The 19,971-nt window shown below is 67.2% G+C and carries 17 protein-coding genes; 5 read left to right on the top strand and 12 right to left on the bottom strand.

What is annotated here, in order from left to right; all coding sequences use genetic code 11:
• Positions 1-7: 7 nt before the first annotated feature.
• The 3 genes from PSm6_RS07690 to PSm6_RS07680 are packed head-to-tail and all read right to left on the bottom strand — an operon-like array spanning position 8 to position 1,756.
• The gene (locus tag PSm6_RS07690) at positions 8-268 is read right to left on the bottom strand and encodes a phosphopantetheine-binding protein (RefSeq protein ID WP_021219835.1); all 261 of its coding nucleotides are present in this window, start codon (positions 266-268) and stop codon (positions 8-10) included.
• Positions 249-1,061 carry a lysophospholipid acyltransferase family protein gene (locus PSm6_RS07685; protein WP_265169965.1) on the bottom strand — a complete coding sequence of 271 codons (813 nt, stop codon included), beginning with the start codon at positions 1,059-1,061 and terminating at the stop codon, positions 249-251. Before PSm6_RS07685 ends, PSm6_RS07690 begins: the two co-directional genes overlap by 20 nt.
• Positions 1,034-1,756: a beta-ketoacyl synthase chain length factor gene (locus PSm6_RS07680; protein ID WP_265169963.1), complete on the bottom strand. Its 723-nt coding sequence runs from the start codon at positions 1,754-1,756 to the stop codon at positions 1,034-1,036. The genes PSm6_RS07685 and PSm6_RS07680 overlap by 28 nt, the downstream gene beginning before the upstream one ends.
• Before the next feature lie 253 nt (positions 1,757-2,009).
• On the opposite strand from PSm6_RS07680, the gene PSm6_RS07675 reads away from it, so the two are divergent.
• Complete coding sequence (locus PSm6_RS07675; RefSeq protein ID WP_265169961.1) at positions 2,010-2,777, top strand: ParA family protein; 768 nt, start codon at positions 2,010-2,012, stop codon at positions 2,775-2,777.
• Positions 2,778-2,830: 53 nt separating this feature from the next.
• Here the strand turns inward: PSm6_RS07675 and PSm6_RS07670 are convergent, their stop codons facing one another.
• Together PSm6_RS07670 and PSm6_RS07665 are read right to left on the bottom strand one after the other, a co-directional pair.
• Positions 2,831-3,649, bottom strand: coding sequence for a universal stress protein (locus PSm6_RS07670; protein WP_265169959.1), 819 nt, complete (start codon positions 3,647-3,649; stop codon positions 2,831-2,833).
• Between the two features lie 79 nt (positions 3,650-3,728).
• On the bottom strand, positions 3,729-4,172 hold the full coding sequence (locus PSm6_RS07665) for a YiiD C-terminal domain-containing protein (RefSeq protein WP_021219830.1): 444 nt from the start codon (positions 4,170-4,172) through the stop codon (positions 3,729-3,731).
• Positions 4,173-4,386: 214 nt separating this feature from the next.
• Between PSm6_RS07665 and PSm6_RS07660 the strand changes: the two genes are divergently transcribed.
• Positions 4,387-4,830: a VOC family protein gene (locus PSm6_RS07660; RefSeq protein WP_021219829.1), complete on the top strand. Its 444-nt coding sequence runs from the start codon at positions 4,387-4,389 to the stop codon at positions 4,828-4,830.
• Between the two features lie 25 nt (positions 4,831-4,855).
• Here the strand turns inward: PSm6_RS07660 and trxC are convergent, their stop codons facing one another.
• The 3 genes from trxC to PSm6_RS07645 form a co-directional block, all read right to left on the bottom strand.
• Positions 4,856-5,290, bottom strand: a complete 435-nt coding sequence (trxC, locus tag PSm6_RS07655) for a thioredoxin TrxC (protein WP_021219828.1) — start codon at positions 5,288-5,290, stop codon at positions 4,856-4,858.
• A 63-nt stretch (positions 5,291-5,353) separates the two neighbouring features.
• Positions 5,354-6,631 carry a bifunctional O-acetylhomoserine aminocarboxypropyltransferase/cysteine synthase gene (locus PSm6_RS07650; protein WP_021219827.1) on the bottom strand — a complete coding sequence of 426 codons (1,278 nt, stop codon included), beginning with the start codon at positions 6,629-6,631 and terminating at the stop codon, positions 5,354-5,356.
• A 130-nt stretch (positions 6,632-6,761) separates the two neighbouring features.
• Positions 6,762-7,739 carry a sulfite exporter TauE/SafE family protein gene (locus PSm6_RS07645; RefSeq protein WP_021219826.1) on the bottom strand — a complete coding sequence of 326 codons (978 nt, stop codon included), beginning with the start codon at positions 7,737-7,739 and terminating at the stop codon, positions 6,762-6,764.
• A 227-nt stretch (positions 7,740-7,966) separates the two neighbouring features.
• Between PSm6_RS07645 and PSm6_RS07640 the strand changes: the two genes are divergently transcribed.
• The gene (locus PSm6_RS07640) at positions 7,967-8,665 is read left to right on the top strand and encodes an aspartate/glutamate racemase family protein (protein ID WP_265169955.1); all 699 of its coding nucleotides are present in this window, start codon (positions 7,967-7,969) and stop codon (positions 8,663-8,665) included.
• A gap of 17 nt (positions 8,666-8,682) precedes the next feature.
• The gene (locus PSm6_RS07635; RefSeq protein ID WP_265169953.1) at positions 8,683-10,140 is read left to right on the top strand and encodes an alpha/beta hydrolase; all 1,458 of its coding nucleotides are present in this window, start codon (positions 8,683-8,685) and stop codon (positions 10,138-10,140) included.
• 22 nt (positions 10,141-10,162) lie between these two features.
• On the opposite strand, the gene selO is transcribed toward PSm6_RS07635, so the two are convergent.
• The 4 genes from selO to PSm6_RS07615 form a co-directional block, all read right to left on the bottom strand.
• Complete coding sequence (selO, locus tag PSm6_RS07630) at positions 10,163-11,623, bottom strand: protein adenylyltransferase SelO (RefSeq protein WP_265169952.1); 1,461 nt, start codon at positions 11,621-11,623, stop codon at positions 10,163-10,165.
• Positions 11,624-11,693: 70 nt separating this feature from the next.
• On the bottom strand, positions 11,694-15,008 hold the full coding sequence (gene mscK, locus PSm6_RS07625) for a mechanosensitive channel MscK (RefSeq protein ID WP_021219822.1): 3,315 nt from the start codon (positions 15,006-15,008) through the stop codon (positions 11,694-11,696).
• Positions 15,009-15,087: 79 nt separating this feature from the next.
• Positions 15,088-16,836, bottom strand: coding sequence for a potassium/proton antiporter (locus PSm6_RS07620; RefSeq protein WP_043242252.1), 1,749 nt, complete (start codon positions 16,834-16,836; stop codon positions 15,088-15,090).
• Between the two features lie 307 nt (positions 16,837-17,143).
• A complete protein-coding gene (locus PSm6_RS07615; protein ID WP_043242254.1) occupies positions 17,144-18,946 on the bottom strand; it encodes an acyl-CoA dehydrogenase in 1,803 nt (600 codons plus the stop codon).
• 139 nt (positions 18,947-19,085) lie between these two features.
• Here PSm6_RS07615 and PSm6_RS07610 point away from each other — a divergent pair, with 139 nt between their 5' ends.
• A complete protein-coding gene (locus PSm6_RS07610; RefSeq protein WP_043242257.1) occupies positions 19,086-19,925 on the top strand; it encodes a 23S rRNA (adenine(2030)-N(6))-methyltransferase RlmJ in 840 nt (279 codons plus the stop codon).
• Positions 19,926-19,971: the final 46 nt, after the last annotated feature.

Here is a 19,971-nt window from a genome sequence, read left to right as displayed (position 1 = left end):
TCTTTCCTCAAGCGGCTTTCTGTGCCGAGACGAAGGCCGCGAGGCTGGCCACGTTGGCAAAGTGTTTGCGGGTGTCCTTGGCATCGGCGTCGATCTTGATGCCGAAGCGCTTCTGGATGGCCAGGCCCAGTTCCAGGGCGTCCACCGAATCCAGGCCCAGGCCTTCGCCGAACAGGGTCTGTTCGGCGTCGATGTCGTCGGGGCCGATGTCTTCGAGGCCCAGGGCCTCGATGATCAGGTTCTTGATTTCAAGCTGCAGAGCGCTCATCCAGGCCGAGCTCCTTCATGAAGTGTTGATGCAGATGGTCGTTGAGGCGGCGCGAGGCGATCGGCGCCGGCCCCTGTGCGGCGAAGCTCTGCGGGTCGATGTCGTGACCGACGCGCAGGTGGAAGTGGAAGCGCCGCGCCGGGATGCTGTACCAGGGCTCGGCCTTGGTCAGGGTGGTCGGGGTCACGCTGATGGTCACCGGGGTGACGATGCGCGCGCCGCGCAGGGCGATGGCGGCGGCGCCGCGATGGAACTGCGGGGCCTGGCCCGGCGTGGTGCGGGTGCCTTCGGGGAAGACGATCAGGGTCTGGCCTTCCTGCAGGGCGGCGGCGGCCTCGTCGAGCATGTCCATGCTGCCGCTGTTGCTGATGTACTGGGCGGCGCGGATCGGGCCACGCATGCAGGGGTTGTCCCACAGGCTCTGCTTGACCACGCAGTTGGCATCGCGGATCAGGGCGATCAGCACCACCACGTCGATCAGCGAGGGGTGGTTGGCGATGATCATCTGCCCGGGGCGACCGAGGCGCTCGGCGCCTTCCACTTCATAGGTGAGCACGCCGCTGCGGTACATGAACTGCACGAACAGCCAGAACAGCCGGCTGGTGGTGGCTCGGGCGCGGCGGCGGCGGTCGAGGGCGCTGCCGGGCAGCAGCGACAGCAGCGGGAATACGACGATGCGCAACAGCACGCCACCGACCCCGAACAGGGTGAAGGACAGCGCGGTGGCGATCAGGCGCCACCAGTAGGGGGCGTTGGGGCGGGCGTTCAGGGCCGGTTGCGTTGCCAGGTCCATTTACGGCTCTTCCATTGATGCTGACGGTGGGGCAGATCGTTAAGCAGTGCTTGCAGCAGGCCCAGTGCATGGGGCCAGGGTTCCAGCGCCTGTTCCGGCGCTTCGGGGGACAGCTTCAGCTGCCACTGGTCCCCGGGCGCGAGCCGCAGGGCGACGGCGTAGGGGAAGGGCACATCCTCAACCCAGGGTCGGTAGATGTCCGGTGGGCACTCCTCGGTCACCACCAGCAGCACGGCCGGGGCGCCTTCGGCGAGCATGCCGGCGGCTTCCAGGGCCGCGTGCTCCAGGCCGTCGCCTTCGGCGGCCAGGGCGGTCATCTCGCTGGTATCACCCCGCAGGATCGACCACTGGCCGATGATCGCGTTGTGCACGGAAAGGCTGAACTGGGTGGGCGACAGCGGCTCGCCGCGCGCCAGGTCCTGCAGCAGGGCCAGGGTGCGGGGCGTTTCGCCGTGGCGCGAGGCGAACACCATGGGCAGTTGCTCGCCCTCGGCGGCCAGGGGCCAGGCGACGCTCATCGCCATGCGTGCGAGGCGCGACAGGCGCCGCCGCTGCATGGCGGGAAGGAAGGAGACATCGGGTTGCACAGTGAGGTCGGCAGGCGCGAACGGTTGCCTGCACCAGGCGCGCCAGTCGTCCTCGCTTTCCAGACCCGGGGCCCAGGCACGCCATTGTTCGATACTGAAGTGAGTCACGCTAAGAGCTCTTCCCGGCCCCTGTGGGCGTCCTTGTCGACTGGCAATCCCTGAACGACAAAGGCCTTGTCGATGACGCCATAGCAAAGTGCCGCATTATCCCCGACCGTCGGGTTACTTCGCAAACTTCAGACACAATCTTCAGATGTAAGGCACATAAATTCCCGCTGGTAAGAAAGGCCCGTCAGTGCTCGCCCTTGTCACGGGCTTTGCATAGAATCCGGGACTATCCAAGGGACCCGGGAGGTGTGTGATGCGGCGAGTGGTGTTCAATCAGAAGGGCGGCGTAGGCAAGTCGAGCATCGCCTGCAACCTGGCGGCGGTGAGTGCATCGGAGGGTTATCGCACGCTGCTGATCGACCTCGACACCCAGGCCAACTCCACCCACTACCTGACCGGCCTCACCGGCGACGACATCCCCATGGGAATCGCCGACTTCTTCAAGCAGACCCTGTCGTCTGGGCCGTTCGGCAAGAAGGGCAAGGTGGATATCTACGAAACCCCCTTCGACAACCTGCACGTAATCACCGCCACGGCGGAGCTGGCCGACCTGCAGCCGAAACTGGAGGCCAAGCACAAGATCAACAAGCTGGCGAAGCTGCTGGACGAGTTGGCCGAGGATTACGACCGTATCTACCTGGATACACCGCCGGCCTTGAATTTCTACACGGTTTCGGCGCTGATCGCGGCGGATCGCGTATTGATCCCCTTTGATTGCGACAGCTTCTCGCGCAATGCCCTCTACGGCCTGCTGGCCGAGATCGAGGAGCTGAAGGAAGACCACAACGACGGCCTGGAGGTGGAAGGCATCGTGGTCAACCAGTTCCAGCCCCGTGCCAGCCTGCCCCAGCAACTGCTGGACGAACTCATCGCCGAGGGCCTGCCGGTGCTGCCGGTGAACCTGATGAGCTCGGTGAAGATGCGCGAATCCCACCAGGCCTGCACCCCGCTGATCTATCTGGATCGCAGCCACAAGCTGACCCAGCAATTCGTCGAGCTGCACAATCTTCTAGAAGCTTGAGGCTTGAGGCTTGAGGCTTGAGGCTTCCGGCTTCCGGCTTCCGGCTTTGCCGCCTACTTCACCACCAACACATCACAGGGCGGGCGCTGCAGATAGTGCAGCGCCAGGCTGCCCAGCAGGGCCTGGGAGATCATGCTGCGGCCGTGGCTGCCGAGGGTGATGAACTGCGGCTGGGCGGCGGCGATGGCGTCGTCCAGGGCGCGGGGCAGTGAGCCGTGGGTGACGTCCAGGCTGACCGTCGGCGCGGCCGTGACGTTGCCCAGTTCGTCCTTCAGCAATTGCTCCAGCAGCTCGCGCTGGGTCTTCAGGTATTCGCTGGAGCTGCCCGCTTTGGCCAGCAGGCGGCCGGTAATCTCCATCACGTTCACCGCCTGCAGGTGGCCTTCGGTGGTCAGCAGGCTACAGGCGCTGCGCAGCGCGTCGCAGGCGCAGAGGGAGAAGTCCAGCGCGGTGAAGCCCTTGCGGTAGGGGGCCGGCTTTTCACTCACGGCCAGCAGCAAGGGGATGTCGATATGCCGGGCCACGCGCTCCAGGGTGGTGCCGATGAACAGCTCCGGTGCGTTGTGGTGGTGGTTGCCGATCACCAGCAGGTCGGCCTGGCTCTCTTCCACCTCTTCGAGAATCTGCAGGGCCGGGCGGCCCTTGCGCAGCAGTACCTGGGCGGGCGGTGCGCCGAGCTGCTCCAGGCGCTGCTGGAACAGGCGCTGGGCGCCTTCGCGCAGGTTGTCCTGCAGGGCGTTGGGCAGGTGGTCTTCGAGCACGTGCAGCAGGGTCAGGCGGGCGTCGTACTGGCGCGCCAGGTCCACGGCGCGTTGCAGGGCGAGGTCGGCTTCGCGGCTCAGGTCATGGGCGATGAGGATATGGCTGAACATGGGTGGCACCTCCGGGTGAGGTGCCACTGTGGGGCAATTGGCCGCACGGCAAGTTGATCCAGGGCAATCCGTCCGAGGCTCAGTGGGCGCGCAGCTGGTACAGCCCGCGGCTCTGCGCCACCACCTCGCCGGTGGCGTCCACCAGCTCCAGTTCCAGCAGGTAGTCGGCCTTGCCGTTGGCGCTGGCCTCGGCCTGGATGCGCTCGATCTCCTCTGCGCCGATGCGCGCCTCGACGCTGATATCACCCTTGGCCGGGCGGCGGAAGCGCAGGCTCATGTCCTTGATGATGGGGTAGAAGCGGCGGGTGTCGAAGCTGGTGATGAACAGCGCGCCGCCGGGAATCTCCGCCAGGGTGAACAGGGCGCCGGCGTACATGGTGCCGATGTGGTTCTCGTTGCCGGCCAGGGGCACCAGCAGCTTCACGTAGCCCGGCTCCAGGGCCACGGCCTTGAGGCCCATGCGGCGTACGAAGGTGATCTTGTCTTCGGTGAAGTGGCGGGCCATCTCTTCGTTGAATTGCATGACGAACTCCGGCAGGACGAATGCCAGGAGCCTAGCCGGATGCGCGTCGGCGGCAATGACCGGGACGGCCAGCGCGGGTGACCGAAACGATCAGGACCCGGCCGTTAGGTGGGACTTTCACCGGGAGGTTGAGCCTGTAACGGACGCGCTTCATTGCCTAGGGTAGTAATGGGCCTGCGCATGTCGCGCTCGCTCGAACCAGCAGGGAAAGCCCATGAACACCACCTTCAAACCGCAGGGATTCAATACCGTTACCCCGAACAGCATCGTCAGCGACCTGGCCAGTGCCGTCAGGTTCTACCAGGCGGTGTTCGACGCGGAAGAGCTGCTCCGCCTGACGACGCCGGACGGCAAGGTGGTGCATTGCGAGCTGAGGTTCGGCGACTCGCGGATCAACCTCGGCGAGTCGATGGAAGGCTGGCCGGAGCAGCCGCTGCTGGCGCAGATCTATGTGCCCGATTCGGACGCGACCTTTGCCCGGGCGATACGCGAAGGCGCCCGGGAGCTGAGCCCGGTGGCCGACATGTTCTTCGGCTCGCGGGAAGGCCGGGTCATCGACCCGTTCGGCAACACCTGGACCATCTCCACCCACAAGCGCCAGGTCTCCGCCGAGGAGATGCAGCGGGCGCTGAACGAGATGTACGCCGGGCAAGGCTAGCCGGAGCTGCGCCCGCCCTGGCGTTCTAGATGCCCTGGCTCTTCAGCCAGCCCAGCAGTTGCGGCAGGGGCAGGGCACCGCTCTGGCGTGCGACTTCGACACCGCCCTTGAACAGGATCAGCGTGGGAATGGAGCGGATGTTGAGCTGCCCGGCCAGCTGGCGGTTGGCCTCGCTGTCCAGCTTGCCCAGGCGGCAGCGGCCGTGGAGCTGGGTGGCGGCCTGCTGGTAGGTGGGGGCGAAGGCCTTGCAGGGACCGCACCAGTCGGCCCAGACGTCCACCAGCAAGGGCAGGTCGCCGCGCAGTTGCTTGGCGAAGCCGGCTTCGTTCAGGTCGAAGGGCGTGGCAGGGACCACGGCGGACTTGCAGTGACCGCAGCGGGGCGAGTCGCCCAGACGCTCGGCGGGAATGCGGTTGAGCCCGGCGCAGTGGGCGCAGGGGATCATCAGGGGATCGGTCATGGTCGGCTCCGGAACAGATTCCCCTGATCTGGAGCCGACCCGCCGAATATCAACCCCTGGGCATCAGCCCCGTGCGGCCTCGAGGGACTGGGTGAGGTCGGCGAGGATGTCGTCGATGTGCTCGATGCCGATGGACAGGCGCACCATGTCGCGCGGCACGCCGGCCTTTTCCAGCTCCTCGTCGTTGAGCTGGCGGTGGGTGGTGGAGGCCGGGTGGCAGGCCAGGGACTTGGCGTCGCCGATGTTCACCAGGCGCACCACCAGTTTCAGCGCGTCGATGAAGCGCGCGCCCGCCTCGGCGCCGCCGACGATGCCGAAGGACAGGATCGCCGCCGGCTTGCCCGCCGTGTAGCGCTGGGCCAGTTCGTGCTCGGGGTGGTCCGGCAGGCCGGCGTATTTCACCCAGGCCACCTGCGGGTGGGCCTGGAGGAAGTGGGCGACCTTCAGCGCGTTCTCGGTGTGGCGCTCCATGCGCAGGGGCAGGGTTTCCAGCCCCTGGAGGATGAGGAAGGCGTTGAACGGCGACAGCGCCGCGCCCATGTTGCGCAGCGGCACCACGCGGCAGCGGCCGATGAAGGCCGCGGGGCCGAAGGCTTCGGTGTAGGTCACGCCGTGGTAGGAGGCGTCCGGGGTGTTGAGCAGCGGGAAACGCGCCTTGTTTTCGGCCCAGGGGAACTTCCCGGAGTCGACGACGATGCCGCCGATGCTGTTGCCATGGCCGCCGATGTACTTGGTCAGCGAGTGCACGACGATGTCCGCGCCGTGTTCGAAGGGGCGGCAGAGGATGGGCGTGGCCACGGTGTTGTCGACGATCAGCGGCACGCCATGGCGGTGCGCGGCGGCGGCCAGGGCGGCGAGGTCGATGATGTTGCCCGCCGGGTTGCCGATGGATTCGCAGAACACCGCCTTGGTGCGTTCGTCGATCAGTGCTTCCAGGGCCGCGATGTCGTCGTGGGCGGCGAAGCGTACCTGGATGCCGGAGCGCGGCAGGGTGTGGGCGAAGAGGTTGTAGGTGCCGCCGTAGAGCTTGGCCACCGAGACGATGTTGTCGCCGGCTTCGGCGACGGTCTGGATGGCGTAGGTGATGGCGGCCATGCCCGAGGCCACGGCCAGGGCGCCGACGCCGCCTTCGAGCGCGGCGATGCGCTTCTCCAGCACGTCGTTGGTGGGGTTCATGATGCGGGTGTAGATGTTGCCGGGCACCTTGAGGTCGAACAGGTCGGCGCCGTGCTGGGTGTCGTCGAAGGCGTAGGAGGTGGTCTGATAGATCGGTACCGCCACCGCACGCGTGGTCGGGTCGGGGCTGTAGCCGGCGTGGATGGCGAGGGTTTCCGGTTTCATTGTGGCTGCGTTCCTTCGGGGCTGATGAAGGAGCGCAGCATGTGAAAGCGGAAGGGGTGCGGTCAATGACCTGGAGCAATCAGCGGCTGGCGCGGCTAGACCGAAAAGTTCGGTGGCTAGAACCGCCCGATCAGCGCAGGGCCATGTAGATGTTGAAGGCGCTGATCAGGGTGATCAGGGTGCCGACCAGGGTCAGCAGGGTGCGCGCCGGCAGCTTCTTGCACAGCATGGCGGCGAAGGGCGCCGCGAACAGGCCGCCGAAGACCAGCCCGGCCACCAGCATCCAGGTGTTCAGCTCACCGGCCAGGAGGATGAAGGAGGTGGCGCTGGAAATGGTCAGGAAGAACTCGGCGAAGTTCACCGAGCCGATGGTGGTGCGCGGGTCGCTGCCCGAGCCCAGCAGGCTGCTGGTGACCACCGGGCCCCAGCCACCGCCGCCGGCGGCGTCGACGAAACCGCCGAACAGGGCCAGCTTGGCCACGTGCTTCGGCGCCCGGCGCTGGGCCACATGGCGGTAGGCCTTGCTGAGGATGTACAGGCCCATCAGCAGCAGGTAGGCGGAAATGAAGGGCTTGAGCGCGGCGCCGTCGAAGGTGGTGATCAGCACGGCGCCGAGCACCGCACCGATGATGCCGGGCAGCAGCAGGCGCAGGAACAGGGATTTGTTGACGTTGCCCAGCTTCACATGGGAAATGCCCGAGAGCCCGGTGGTGAAGACTTCGGCGATGTGCACGCTGGCGCTGGCAGCAGCGGGGGAGGCGCCGGCGGTGAGCAGGAAGGTGGTCGCGGTGATGCCGTAGGCCATGCCCAGCGCGCCATCCACCACCTGGGCGAGGAAGCCCACGGCCACCGCGCTCCAGAAGGTCGGGCTGCTGAGGGTGCGTTCGATGATGTCCAGGCCGGTGGCCCCGCCGTGGTCGCCGAAGAACAGGCGCCAGGCGAGGAAGCCCAGCAGGCTGACCAGCACCAGCACGGCGAACCACATCGCGGCGCGCAGCACCGGGTGGTTGTCGGGGTGGCTGACGAAGTCCTCGACGGGGGGGATGCCCAGTGCCTCGTGCTCGGTGTTGATCGGGCTCTGGCTGAGGTCGAGATTGCGGATCTTCATGCGGGGTACGGTGCCTGACAGTGGGTGGTAGAACAGGCTGGAATAAGCAGGCGGCGAAGATAAGCGGCTTTGCTTAGAGAGTCTAAGAAGATTTCCGCAGGTTCATATTCCATTTTAAAAGGTTCGGGTGGCCCGTTGCGGCTGTACCTGCCCATCGCCGGATAACTGTATGTCCAGGCAGCACGCCTGCCTGGGCTAGGCTGGGATTTTGCTCGGGAGAACGCGTCATGAGGTTGCTGGGTGTACTGGGTGGCATGAGTTGGGAGTCGACCCTGAGCTATTACCGCCTGCTCAACGAAGGCGTGCGCGATGCGCGGGGCGGCCTGCATTCGGCGCCGCTGCTGCTGCATTCGGTGGATTTCGCCGGCATCGCCGCCCTGCAGAAGTCCGGTGGCTGGGACGAGGCAGGGCGCCAGCTGGCTGCCGCTGCGCAAGGCCTGGAGCGTGCCGGCGCTGGCGCCCTGCTGCTGGCCACCAACACCATGCACAAGGTGGCTCCGGCCATCGAGGCAGCGGTGGACATCCCCCTGCTGCACATCGGCGACGGTGTGGGGACGGCCCTCAAGGCGCAAGGCTGCGAGCGGGCGGCGCTGCTGGGGACGCGCTTCACCATGCAGGAGGACTTCTACCGGCAACGCCTGGGTGAGCGCTTCGGCATTCGCGTGCAGGTGCCGGACGCAGCAGCGATGGTGGAGATCGACCGGGTGATCTTCCAGGAGCTGTGCCTGGGCCGCTTCCTGCCCGAGGCGCGGGACTTCTACCTGGCGCAGCTGCAGCAACTCAAGGACGAGGGTGCCCAGGCGGCGATCCTCGGCTGCACCGAGATCGGCCTGCTGCTGGACGGTTGTGATTCGCCCTTGCCCCTGGTGGACAGCACCGAGGAGCATGTACGCATGGGGCTGGACTGGTTGCTGGCCGGGGGCTGAAGACGGGAGCGGGGACGATGCGCACAGGGATCATCCGGTGGCTGGGGCGTGGCGCCTTGCTGGTGGCATTGGCGGTGCTGCTGGTCTTCGCCGTGCGGGTGCTGGATATCCAGGGCGAGCCGGCGCTGCTGCCCTGGCACCGCTTCGTGCCGGACGAGCTCGACGAGAAGGCCCTGGACCAGGCCGACTGGGCCGCCTGGATGGGCGCCGAAGCCCATGTCTTCGACCAGGTGCGCCAGCAGGTCAGCGAGCGCCTGGAGCCCGAGGAACGGGTGCCGGCGAACCGCTACTTCCCCGGTAGCCCGCTCTACCCCGGGCACTTCCACCAGGATTGGAACCGCTCCTACGTGCTGCGCCCGGAAGGCGAGCCGGTGGGTGCGGTGGTGATGCTGCATGGCCTCACCGATTCGCCCTACAGCCTGCGCCACCTGGCGCTGCGCTACCGCCAGGCGGGCTTCGTGGTGGTGGGCTTGCGCCTGCCGGGCCATGGCACGGTGCCGGCGGCGCTGACCGACGTGAGCTGGCAGCAGTGGCTGGCCGCCACCCGCCTGGCCGTGCGCGAGGCCCGGCGCCTGGTGGGCGAGCCGCGGCCGCTGCGGCTGGTGGGTTACTCCAACGGCGGCGCGCTGGCGCTGAAGTATTCCCTGGATGCCCTGGAGGACCCGGCGCTGCCCCGGGCCGAGCGGCTGGTGCTGCTCTCGCCCATGGTGGGCGTGGCCGGTTATGCGCGTTTCGCCGGGGTGGCGGGCTGGCCGGCGGTGTTCCCGGCCTTCGCCAAGGCCGCCTGGCTGGATCTGCTGCCCGAGTACAACCCGTTCAAGTACAACTCCTTCCCGGTCAACGGCGCGCGCCAGTCCTACCTGCTCACGGCGGCCCTGCAGGAACAGCTGCAGCGGGCCTCGCACCGTGACGGCCTGAGTGCGATGCCGCCGCTGCTGACCTTCCAGTCGGTGGTGGATGCCACGGTGAGCACGCCAGCGGTGGTGGACGGGCTCTACCGCCTGCTGCCGGACAACGGCAGCGAGCTGGTGCTGTTCGACATCAACCGCTCGGTGGATTTCGGCCCGCTGCTGCGGCCGGAGGCGAGCCTGGCGCTGGCGCGCCTGCTGCCGCCACCGCCGCGCAACTACCGCACGGCGGTGGTCACCAATGTCACGGCGAGCAGCCGCGAGGTGGTCGAGCGGGTGACCGAAGCCGGTGCCCGGGAAGAGTGGGTGACGCCGCTGGAGCTGACCTTCCCCCGTGAGCTGTTCTCGCTGTCCCACGTGGCCGTGCCCTTCCCCGAGAACGATGGGCTGTACGGTCGGCGCCCCGACCCGGCCGATGACTTCGGCATCCACCTGGGTGACCTGTCGTTGCGGGGCGAGCGGGGTGCGCTGGTGATGGACATGGGCGCGCTGCAGCGTGCCACGTCCAACCCCTTCTTCCCTTACCTGCTGCGGCGCGTGGAGCAGACCCAGGGGCTGGCCCGCTGAGGCCCGCCGAGGGCTCGGGGGCTCAGGAGGAGCAGCTGATTTCCAGGTGCTTGCCCCATTCGGGCGGGCGCTCGGCGTAGCTTTCCATGCCCGGCTGCTCGTCGAACGGACGGGCGAGCACGGCGTGCAGCTGGCGCACCTCGCTGTAGTCGCCACGCTCGGCGGCCTCGATGGCGCGCTGGGCCAGGTAGTTGCGCAGGATGTACTTCGGGTTCACCGCGTGCATGCGCTGGCGGCGGGCGTCCTGGTCGTCGCCCTCGCGCGCGGCGCGCTCGACGTACTGCGCGGCCCAGGCGTCGAAGCCGGCGAGGTCGACGAAATCGTCCCGCAGCATGGCCACCGCCTGCTCGGGCGCGCTGTCGCCCAGGCGGCGGAAGAACAGGCTGTAGTCCACTGCGCTGGTCTGCATCAGTTGCAGCAGGCGCTGCACCAGCGCTTCGTCGCCATCCTCTGCCTGGGTGAAGCCGAGGCGCCGGCGCATGCGGTCCAGCCAGGCCGCCTGGTACAGCGGCAGGAACAGCTCCAGCGCCTCGCGCAGGGCCTCCACGGCGATGTGCGGCGTGAGTGCCTGAGCCAGGGCGGCGAGGTTCCAGTGGGCGATGGGCACCTGGTTGCTGAAGCTATAGCGCCCGCTGTCGTCGGAGTGGTTGCAGATGTGGTTGGCGTCGAAGTCGTCGAGGAAGGCGTAGGGGCCGTAGTCGAAGGTGATGCCGAGGATCGACATGTTGTCGGTGTTCATCACCCCGTGGCAGAAGCCATAGGCCTGCCAGCCGGCGATCATCTCGGCGTTGCGCTCGATCACCGTGCGGAACATCGCCAGCCAGGGTTCGTCGGCGTCGAGGCACTCGGGGAAATGGCAGGCCAGCACGTGCTCGCCGAGGGTCTTCAACTGCTCGTGCTGGCGGGTGTAGTAGAAGTACTCGAAGTGGCCGAAGCGTACGTGGCTGGGGGCCAGGCGCATGACCATGGCACCGCTTTCCTTCTTCTCGCGGTAGACCGGGGTGCTGGAGCCGGTGACGCACAGCGCGCGGCTGCTGGGGATGCCCAGGGCGTGCAGGTGTTCGCTGGCGAGGAACTCGCGGATCGAGCTGCGCAGCACCGCGCGGCCGTCGCCCATGCGCGAGTAGGGCGTCTGGCCCGCGCCCTTGAGGTGCAGGTCCCAGTGCTCGCCAGCGTCGTTGACCACCTCGCCCAGCAGCAGGCCGCGGCCATCGCCGAGGCGCGGGTTGTAGCTGCCGAACTGGTGCCCGGAATAGACCATGGCGCGCGGTGCCGCGTCGGACCACAGCTTGTGCCCGGCGAAGAGCTCGGCGAACACCGGCGTGTCGACCTCGGCCGGGTCCAGGTCGAGCAGCGCCATGGCCGCCGGGCTCGCCACCACCAGGTGCGGGTCGGCCAGCGGGTCGGGCAGGACTTCGGTGGAGAAGGCATCGCCCAGGCGGGCGAAGCGGTTGTCGAACTGCAGGTCGTCGAGTCGTTTCATGGGCTCAGCTTGTCACGCGGCCGGAGCCGGGGGAAGTCGCGGGGACCGGTGGTCCCCGCGTGGCAGCGGCCTACTTGGCCTGCTCTTCGGCGGCGTCGGCGGCAGCTTCCTCGACCGGGGCGTGGGCCTCGACCTTGCGGCTGAGGATGACGTCCATCTTCGGCACCGAGGAGATGTTGATGTTGTGCTCCTGGAACAGCTGGTCGATGCGCCGGTTCAGCTCGTCGGTGGCCAGGCCACGGTCGCCCAGCTCGCGCACGTAGATCTTCAGCTCGTGCTCCAGGGTGGTGGCGCCGTAGGTCTTCAGCTGCACGTTGGGGGCCGGGTCGCGCAGCACGCGGGTGTTCTCCTGGGTGGCCTGCAGCAGCAGCTTGCGCACCAGTTCCAGGTCGGCACCGCGATTGACGTTGTAGACCAGCACGATGCGGGTGACGGTGTCGGTCAGGGTCCAGTTGATCAGCTGGCTGGTGAGGAAGGTCTGGTTGGGGACTATCACTTCCTTGCGATCGCTGTCGGTGATGTGCGTGGCGCGGATGCGGATGCGGTTCACCGTGCCGGTGACGGTGCCGATGGTCACCAGGTCGCCGATGCGCACCGGGCGCTCGAACAGCAGGATCAGGCCGGAGATGAAGTTGGCGAAGATCGCCTGCATGCCGAAGCCGATACCCACCGAGAGCGCGGCCACCAGCCACTGCAGCTTGTCCCAGCTGACCCCGAGAGTGGACAGGGCGCTGACGAAGCCGATGCCGGCGATGGCGTAGGAGAGCAGGGTGGTGGTGGCATAGGCGCTGCCCTGGGCGAGCCTCAGGCGCGACAGCACCAGCACTTCCAGCAGGCCGGGCAGGTTGCGTGCGAGCACCGTGGTGATGCCGGCGATGATCAGCGCGCCGAGCACGTCGAGCAGGCTGATGGGCACCTGGGTGGCGGCGTCGCCGGTGCCGGCGGCGTACTGGTAGAGGGTCACTTCGTCGAGGTAGGCGAAGACGCTGATCAGGTCGGCCCAGACCAGGTACATCGCGGCGATGAAGGTGCCGAGCAGGGCCAGGCGGATCAGGCGCAGGGACTGCTGGTTGACCTGCTCGATGTCGAGGGTCGGCTCTTCCACCGCCACTTCCTCGCCCTCGGCGTTCTCCTTGGTCTGCGCCTGGCGCTTGGCCAGGGCGCGCGCGTAGGCCAGGCGCCGGGCGGCCACGGCCAGGCCACGGACGAAGGCGGCCTCGATCACCAGCGTGAGGATCAGCAGGTAGAGCGTGTTGATCAGGCGGTCGGTGAGCTTGAGCGAGGTGTAGTAGTAGCCGAAGCCCACGGCGACGATGAACGCCAGCGGCAGCAGGGTGAAGCCCAGGCCGATGAGGAAGCGGAAGGGCGAGGTGTGCTCGCGCATCGGCTCGGCCAGCAGCAGGTTGCTCAGCACCAGGGCCATCAGGGCGTAGCAGGAGATGACGACGATGATGCCGATCACGTCCTCGGCCAGGGCCTGGGGCTGGTGCTCGGCGACGGTGACCACGGCCACCAGGGCCATCACCACCATGCCGAGGCGGCGGATCTGCTTGCTCAGCAGGGACACCTGCGGGCGCGGCCAGCGGAAGTGCAGCTCGGCGACGCCGCCCGGGGAGAGGATGCGGTACAGGGTGTAGAACACCAGCCAGGCCTGGGCCATTTCCATCAGCGCGGCGCCGAGGGTGGCGTTCTGGCCACGGGCGTCGATCTGCAGGGCCAGGCCGCAGAGGGCGAGGAACAGGGTCACCGGCAGGGCCAGGAGGACGTTCAGCAGCAACGCCAGGGGCGTGTGCATCTGGCTGTCGCGCTTGTAGTGGCCGATGTCCTGGTGCAGGTCGGTGAGCTTGGCGTAGATCCAGCTGCGCCGCCACAGCAGCGCACCGATCATCAGCAGCAGGGGGACGAACAGCCAGGGGCGGTCTACCAGGCCTTCGCCCAGCTCGGCCAGGCCTGAACCCCAGGGCACGTCGGCGAGCTGGCGTTGCAGGTAGTGCGGGGCGTTCTTGATCCAGGAAAGGTCCAGCGGCTTGTTGCTGGGAATCCAGAACATCTGCTCTTCCAGGGTCGCGCGCAACGCCTGGGAGGTACTTTGCAGCTGCTTCTGGTTGAGCTGCAGGGTGATGGATTCGTTGAGCAGGGCGTTGAGTTCGCGGCTCAGGCGGTCGAACAGCTCGGTGCGGGTGGTGGCCAGGTCGAGCAGAGTGGCGCGTAGTTCCGGGGTGACCTGGTCGGCGGGCTGGCGGGACAGCAGATCGTCGACGTAGGCCTGGGGGCTGTTGAGCTTGTCGCGCTGCTGGCTGAGTTCGAACTGGTAAAGGCGGATGTCGGCGATCTCGTCGGCCAGGTCGCCGTCGAGCTTGAGGTGCGGCAGGGCCTGCTTCTGCTGGTAGAGGATCTTCGACAGCAGCAGGCTGCCCTTGAGCACGCTGATCTGCTCCTCCAGGGCCTGGTCGGCCTGGCTGAGGGTGTCCAGTTGCTGGCGGGTTTGCAGGTTTTGCTGGGTCAGTTCGTTGAGGCGGTCGGTGGCCCGCAGCAGGTAGTCGGAGAGCTTGAGGTTGGTGGCGCTTTCGGCTGCCAGCAGGCTGTCGGGCGTGGCCTTCTGCGCCTCGCGGGAGAGTTCGGCGACGGTCTGCTCGGAGCTTTCCCGGCGCTTGTCGTTGATCAGCGACTGCAGGGCCTGGGTTTCCTGCTCCAGGCGATGGATGCGCTCCACCAGCAGGTCGCGGCGGCTGTTGCCGAGATCCTGCAACAGGCTGTTGCCGGCCAGCTCCTGGCGGCGCAGCTGGGTCTGGGCGTCGAGGGCGGCGAGTTCGGCGTTGTACTGGTCGCGCTGCTCATCGGAGAGCGCCTTGCTGCCTTCCTTGCCGATCTTGAGGGTGGCGTTGATCTGCTGGGCACGGGCTTGGTTGCTGGCGATCTCGGCCTGGGCGCGCTCGGGGCGGGTCTGGGCGGTGATGATCAGGCTGTTGGCCTCGGCCAGGTCCTTCTGCCAGTCGGCCAGCTGGGTGCTGCGCTGGTTGAGCAACTGGTCGAGCTGGGCCAGGGACGACTTGCTGTAGCGCTCGGTGACGTCCACCGGCTTGCTGGCCTTGAGACGGGTGAATTCGCGCTGGGCGTCGCTGGTCTGGCGCGGGGCGTCGGTGAGCTGGCGCTTGAGGTCGGCCAGGCGCTTTTCGCTCTCGGCTTCGTTGCCCAGCAGGGTCAGGGTCTGCTCCAGCACCTGCTGCACGGCCTTCTGCTCGGCTTCGGACAGCTTGCGCTCGGCCAGGGTGTCCAGGCTTTGCTGGACCTTGGCGCTGGTGGGGGGCTCGGCGGCGTGCAGGTTGGTCACACCGAGGCTGAAGCCGATGAGGGCGGCGGCAATGAGGGGGCGCAGGAAAGACATGGTCGCTGGGGGCGGCTCTGGAAAAAGTGCGGTTAATGATATGCCAGGCGCGGCGCCCGTGGTGGGACGTGCCGCGCCTTCAGAGGAACAGTCCGGGGCCTGGGCGCCCGTGACCTTCGGGGAATTTGACGCCCACCTTGCGCACCTTGTTCCCTTCCATCAGGGCGACGGTCCAGGTCAGGCCGTTCCACTCCACCTGGTCGCCGACGATGGGTTCGCCGCCGATCTCGTGGGAGATGAAGCGCCCCAGGGGCTGGGTGCCGTCGATGTTCTCCAGCTTGAGGCCGTAGAGCGAGGCGACGGCGGAGAGCTGGGCATCGCCTTCGAGGACGAAGTCGCCGAAGAAGCGCAGGTCGAGGCCGCGCTGGGGCGCCTGGCTGAACAGTTTGCCGAGGGCGGAGAGGTCGTGCTCGTGGCCGACCACGCAGAGGATGTCGCCCGCCTCCAGCACGGTACTGCCCGAAGGGTGGAGCAGTTCGGTGCCCCGGAACAGCGCGGCGATGCGGGTGCCTTCGGGCATCTTCAGTTCGCGCAGGGCGGCGCCGATGCACCACTTCTCCGCGCCCAGGCGGTAGACGAACAGCTCCCACTCGCTGGTGGGGTGGATCTCCAGCCCGGCGCGGGAGATGGGCGCCGGCTCCGGCGGTACCGTCACCCGCAGCAGCTTGGCCGCCAGCGGCAGGCTGGCGCCCTGCAGCAGCAGGGAGACGAGGACGATGAAGAACGCCAGGTTGAAGTACAGCTGCGAGTGGGGCAGGCCGGCCATCATCGGGAACACCGCGAGGATGATGGGCACCGCGCCGCGCAGGCCGACCCAGGCGATGAAGGCCTTTTCGCGGTCATGGAAGGCGCGGAAGGGGATCAGCCCGATCATCACCGACAGCGGGCGGGCGAAGAGGATCATCCACAGCGCCAGGCCCAGGGCGGGCAGGGCGATGGGCAGCAGGTCGTGGGGCGTGACGAGCAGGCCCAGCACCAGGAACATGCCGATCTGCGCCAGCCAGGCCATGCCGTCGAGCATATGCAGGATGCTGTGGCGCGAGCGGATCGGGCGGTTGCCCAGCACCAGCCCGCAGAGGTAGGCGGCGAGGATGCCGCTGCCGTGCAGGAAGTTGGTGAGGGCGAACACCAGCAGGCCGCCGCTCACCACCAGCAGCGGGTAGAGGCCGTTGGGCAGGTTGATGCGGTTGATCAGTTGCAGCAGCAGCCAGCCGCCGCCGAGGCCGAGCAGGGCGCCGATGCCGAACTCGCTGACCAGGTGGCCGAGGAAGGACAGGCTGATTTCGCTCTGCCCCTTGGCCAGCATGTCGATCAGGGTGACGGTGAGGAACACCGCCATCGGGTCGTTGCTGCCGGACTCGATCTCCAGGGTGGCGGTGACCCGTTCGTTGAGGCCCTTGCCGCCGAGCAGGGAGAACACCGCCGCGGCGTCGGTGGAGCCGACGATGGCGCCGATCAGCAGGCCCTGCATGATGTCGAGATTGAACAGCCAGGCCGCGGCCATGCCGGTCAGCCCGGTGGTGATCAAGACGCCGACCGTGGCCAGCGACAGCGCCGGCCACAAGGCCACGCGGAAGCTGGAGACCCGTGTGCGCAGGCCGCCGTCGAGGAGAATGATGGCCAGCGCCAGGTTGCCCACCAGGTAGGCCAGCGGGTAGTTGCTGAAGCCGATGCCGCCCGGGCCATCGATGCCGGCGACCATGCCCACGGCCAGGATGATGACCAGGATGGGGATGCCCAGGCGCGAGGAAACCGAGCTCACCAGAATGCTTGCGCCGACCAGCAACGCGCCGATCAGGAACAGGCTATTGATGGTGGCTGCATCCACGTATTGAAGCTCCTGGCAATGATGTCGGGGGTGACGCTGGAGGGATGCATGCAGTGTGCATGCCAGCTGGATTCTAACCTGCTACCCGCAACGCGCCGCAAGCGCTGATCGGCATAAATCCACAGGTTTTTTGAACAGGGCCGAAGCCTGTGTTCACGGATTCGACCAGGTGGTCAGGATATTGTCCGAGGTCGATTTGACGATCCGGGGAATGCCGGTGCCGAGCCGGTCATCGGTGGACTGGCCGATTCGCAGGCAAAAAAAGCCCCGCATGTGCGCGGGGCAGGGAAACCCTGAAAAGTTGAAATCAGAACCAGGCGTCGCGCATTTCCAGGCAGGTGTCGTCGCGGGCTTCGAGAATGGCCAGGGCGTGGTGCACGCCCGGCACTTCCCAGGTGAGGAAGTAGCGCGCGGCCTGCAGCTTGCCCTTGTAGAAGTCGGCGTCGGCGGCGTTGCCACGGGCCAGGCCTTCTTCGGCGCGGATCGCCTGTTCCAGCCAGCGCCAGCCGATGACCGCGTGGCCGAAAGCGTTGAGGTAGAGCGCGGAGTTGGCCAGGGCCTGGTTGACCTTGCCCTGCATCAGGTCGCCGAGCAGGGCCAGGGTCACGGCGGAGAGGCGCGACACCAGTTGCTCCAGCGGCTGGCGCAGGGCGTCGAGGGAACCGTGGACGCTGGCGCGCTGGCAGGTGTCGTTGATCAGGCGGGTCAGCTGCTTGAGGCCGGCACCGTTGTTCTGCGCCACCTTGCGGCCCAGCAGGTCCAGGGACTGGATGCCGTGGGTGCCTTCATGGATGGGGTTGAGGCGGTTGTCGCGGTAGTACTGCTCCACCGGGTATTCGCGGGTGTAGCCGTGGCCGCCGAGGATCTGCACCGCCAGTTCGTTGGCCTTGAGGCAGAACTCCGAGGGCCAGGATTTGACGATGGGGGTGAGCAGGTCGAGCAGTTCGTGGGCCTGCTTGCGCTCCTCCTCGGTGGCGAGGGTCTGGGTGTCGTCGAACAGGCGGGCCGAGTACAGGCCGAGGTCGAAGGCGCCTTCCACATAGGCCTTCTGGGTCAGCAGCATGCGGCGCACATCGGCGTGCTCGATGATCGCCACCTGGGCGCTGGTCGGGTCCTTGCCGTCGGGCAGGCGGCCCTGGGGGCGCTCGCGGGCGTATTCCAGGGAGTAGAGGTAGCCGGCGTAGCCGAGCATCACCGCGCCCATGCCGACGCCGATGCGTGCCTCGTTCATCATCTGGAACATGTAGGACAGGCCGGCGTGGGGCTTGCCCACCAGGTAGCCGACGCAGTCGCCGTTGTCGCCGAAGTTCAAGGCGGTGGAGGTGGTACCGCGGTAGCCCATCTTGTGGAACAGGCCGGCGAGGATCACGTCGTTGCGCTTGCCGAGGGAGCCGTCGTCGTTGACCAGGAACTTGGGCACGATGAACAGCGAGATGCCTTTGACCCCGGCGGGGGCGTCCGGCAGCTTGGCCAGCACCATGTGCACGATGTTGTCCGACAGCGGGTGGTCGCCGCCGGAGATGAAGATCTTGTTGCCCTTGATGCGGTAGGTGCCGTCACCGGCCGGTTCGGCGCGGGTGCGGATGTCCGACAGCGAGGAGCCGGCGTGGGGCTCGGTGAGCGCCATGGTGCCGAAGAACTTGCCGTCGATCATCGGCTGCAGGAAGCGCTGCTTCTGTTCGTCGCTGCCGAAGCTCTCGATCAGGTTGGCCGCGCCCATGGTCAGGAAGGGGTAGGCGGAGCTGCCGACGTTGGCCGACTGGAAGTGGGCGAAGCAGGCCTGGGACAGCAGCGTGGGCAGTTGCATGCCGCCCTGCTCGAAGCTGCGGGTGGCGTTGAGGAAGCCGGCCTCGAGGAAGGCGTCGACGGCGGGCTTCACTTCCGGGATCAGCGTGGCGGCGCCGTTGTGGTACTCCGGCTCGTTCTCGTCGCCCTTGCGGTTGTGCGGGGCGAAGTATTTCTCGGCGATGCTGCGGGCGGTGCCGATGGCGGCGTCGAAGGTTTCGCGGTTGTGATCGGCGAAGCGCTCGCGCTGGGTCAGGGCTTCGGCGTCCAGCACTTCGTAGAGTTCGAAGGCCAGGTTGCGGGAACTGAGCAGGGTCTCGGACATGTCGGATCTCCGGTTGGATGGCCGGAGTCTAGATCGGTGAATGAAGGTCGCCTAGCAACATCCATAAGGGTGATAAAGCGGCAAAACCCGGCCAGCGTCGCGGCTGGTAAACTGCGCGCCTCGCGAGGATTCCCACACCATGAACTACCGTCACGCCTTCCATGCCGGCAACCACGCCGATGTGCTCAAACACCTGACCCTGGCCCGCCTGATCGCCCTGCTGTCACGCAAGGAGGCGCCCTTCGCCTACCTCGACAGCCACGCCGGCGTCGGCCTCTACGACCTGGCCGGCGACCAGGCCAACCGCACCGGGGAATGGGAGGAGGGCATCGGCCGGCTCTGGGGCCAGCCCGACCTGCCGGAACTGATGGTGGACTACCTCGGCGTGCTCCACGCCCTGAACCCCGATGGCGCGCTGCGCCACTACCCCGGTTCGCCGGAGCTGGCACGCCAGCTGACCCGCCCGCAGGACCGCCTGCACCTGAACGAAAAGCACCCGGAAGACGGCCAGGCGCTGAAGGAGAACATGGCCGGCGACCGCCGCGTTGCCGTGCACCTGGGCGAAGGCTGGCACCTGCCCCGCGCCCTGCTGCCCACCGCCGAGAAGCGCGCGTTGATGCTGATCGACCCGCCCTTCGAGAAAGCCGACGAGCTGGAGCGCTGCGTCACCGCACTGAAGGAAGCCATCGGCCGCATGCGCCAGACAGTCGTGGCGATCTGGTACCCGATCAAAGACCAGCGCCAGCTCAAGCGCTTCTACCAGGGCCTGGAAGCCTCCGGGGCGCCCAAGCTGCTGCGCGTGGAACTGATGGTGCACCCGGCGGACAACGCCCTCGGCCTCAACGGTTCGGGCCTGGCCATCGCCAACCCGCCATGGGGACTGGAAGAGGAACTGCGCCAACTGCTGCCCTGGCTGAGCGAAAAGCTTGCGCAGAGTCAGGGTGGCTGGCGGTTGGATTGGATTATTGCGGACAGTTGATAGCTTGAAGCTTGAAGCTTGAAGCTTGAAGCTTGAAGCTTGAAGC

The sequence above is a fragment of the Pseudomonas solani genome, assembly GCF_026072635.1.
GTDB lineage: Bacteria > Pseudomonadota > Gammaproteobacteria > Pseudomonadales > Pseudomonadaceae > Metapseudomonas > Metapseudomonas solani.
The sequence above is the reverse complement of the archived record's forward strand: the minus strand, read 5'-3'. Positions and strand labels throughout refer to the sequence as shown.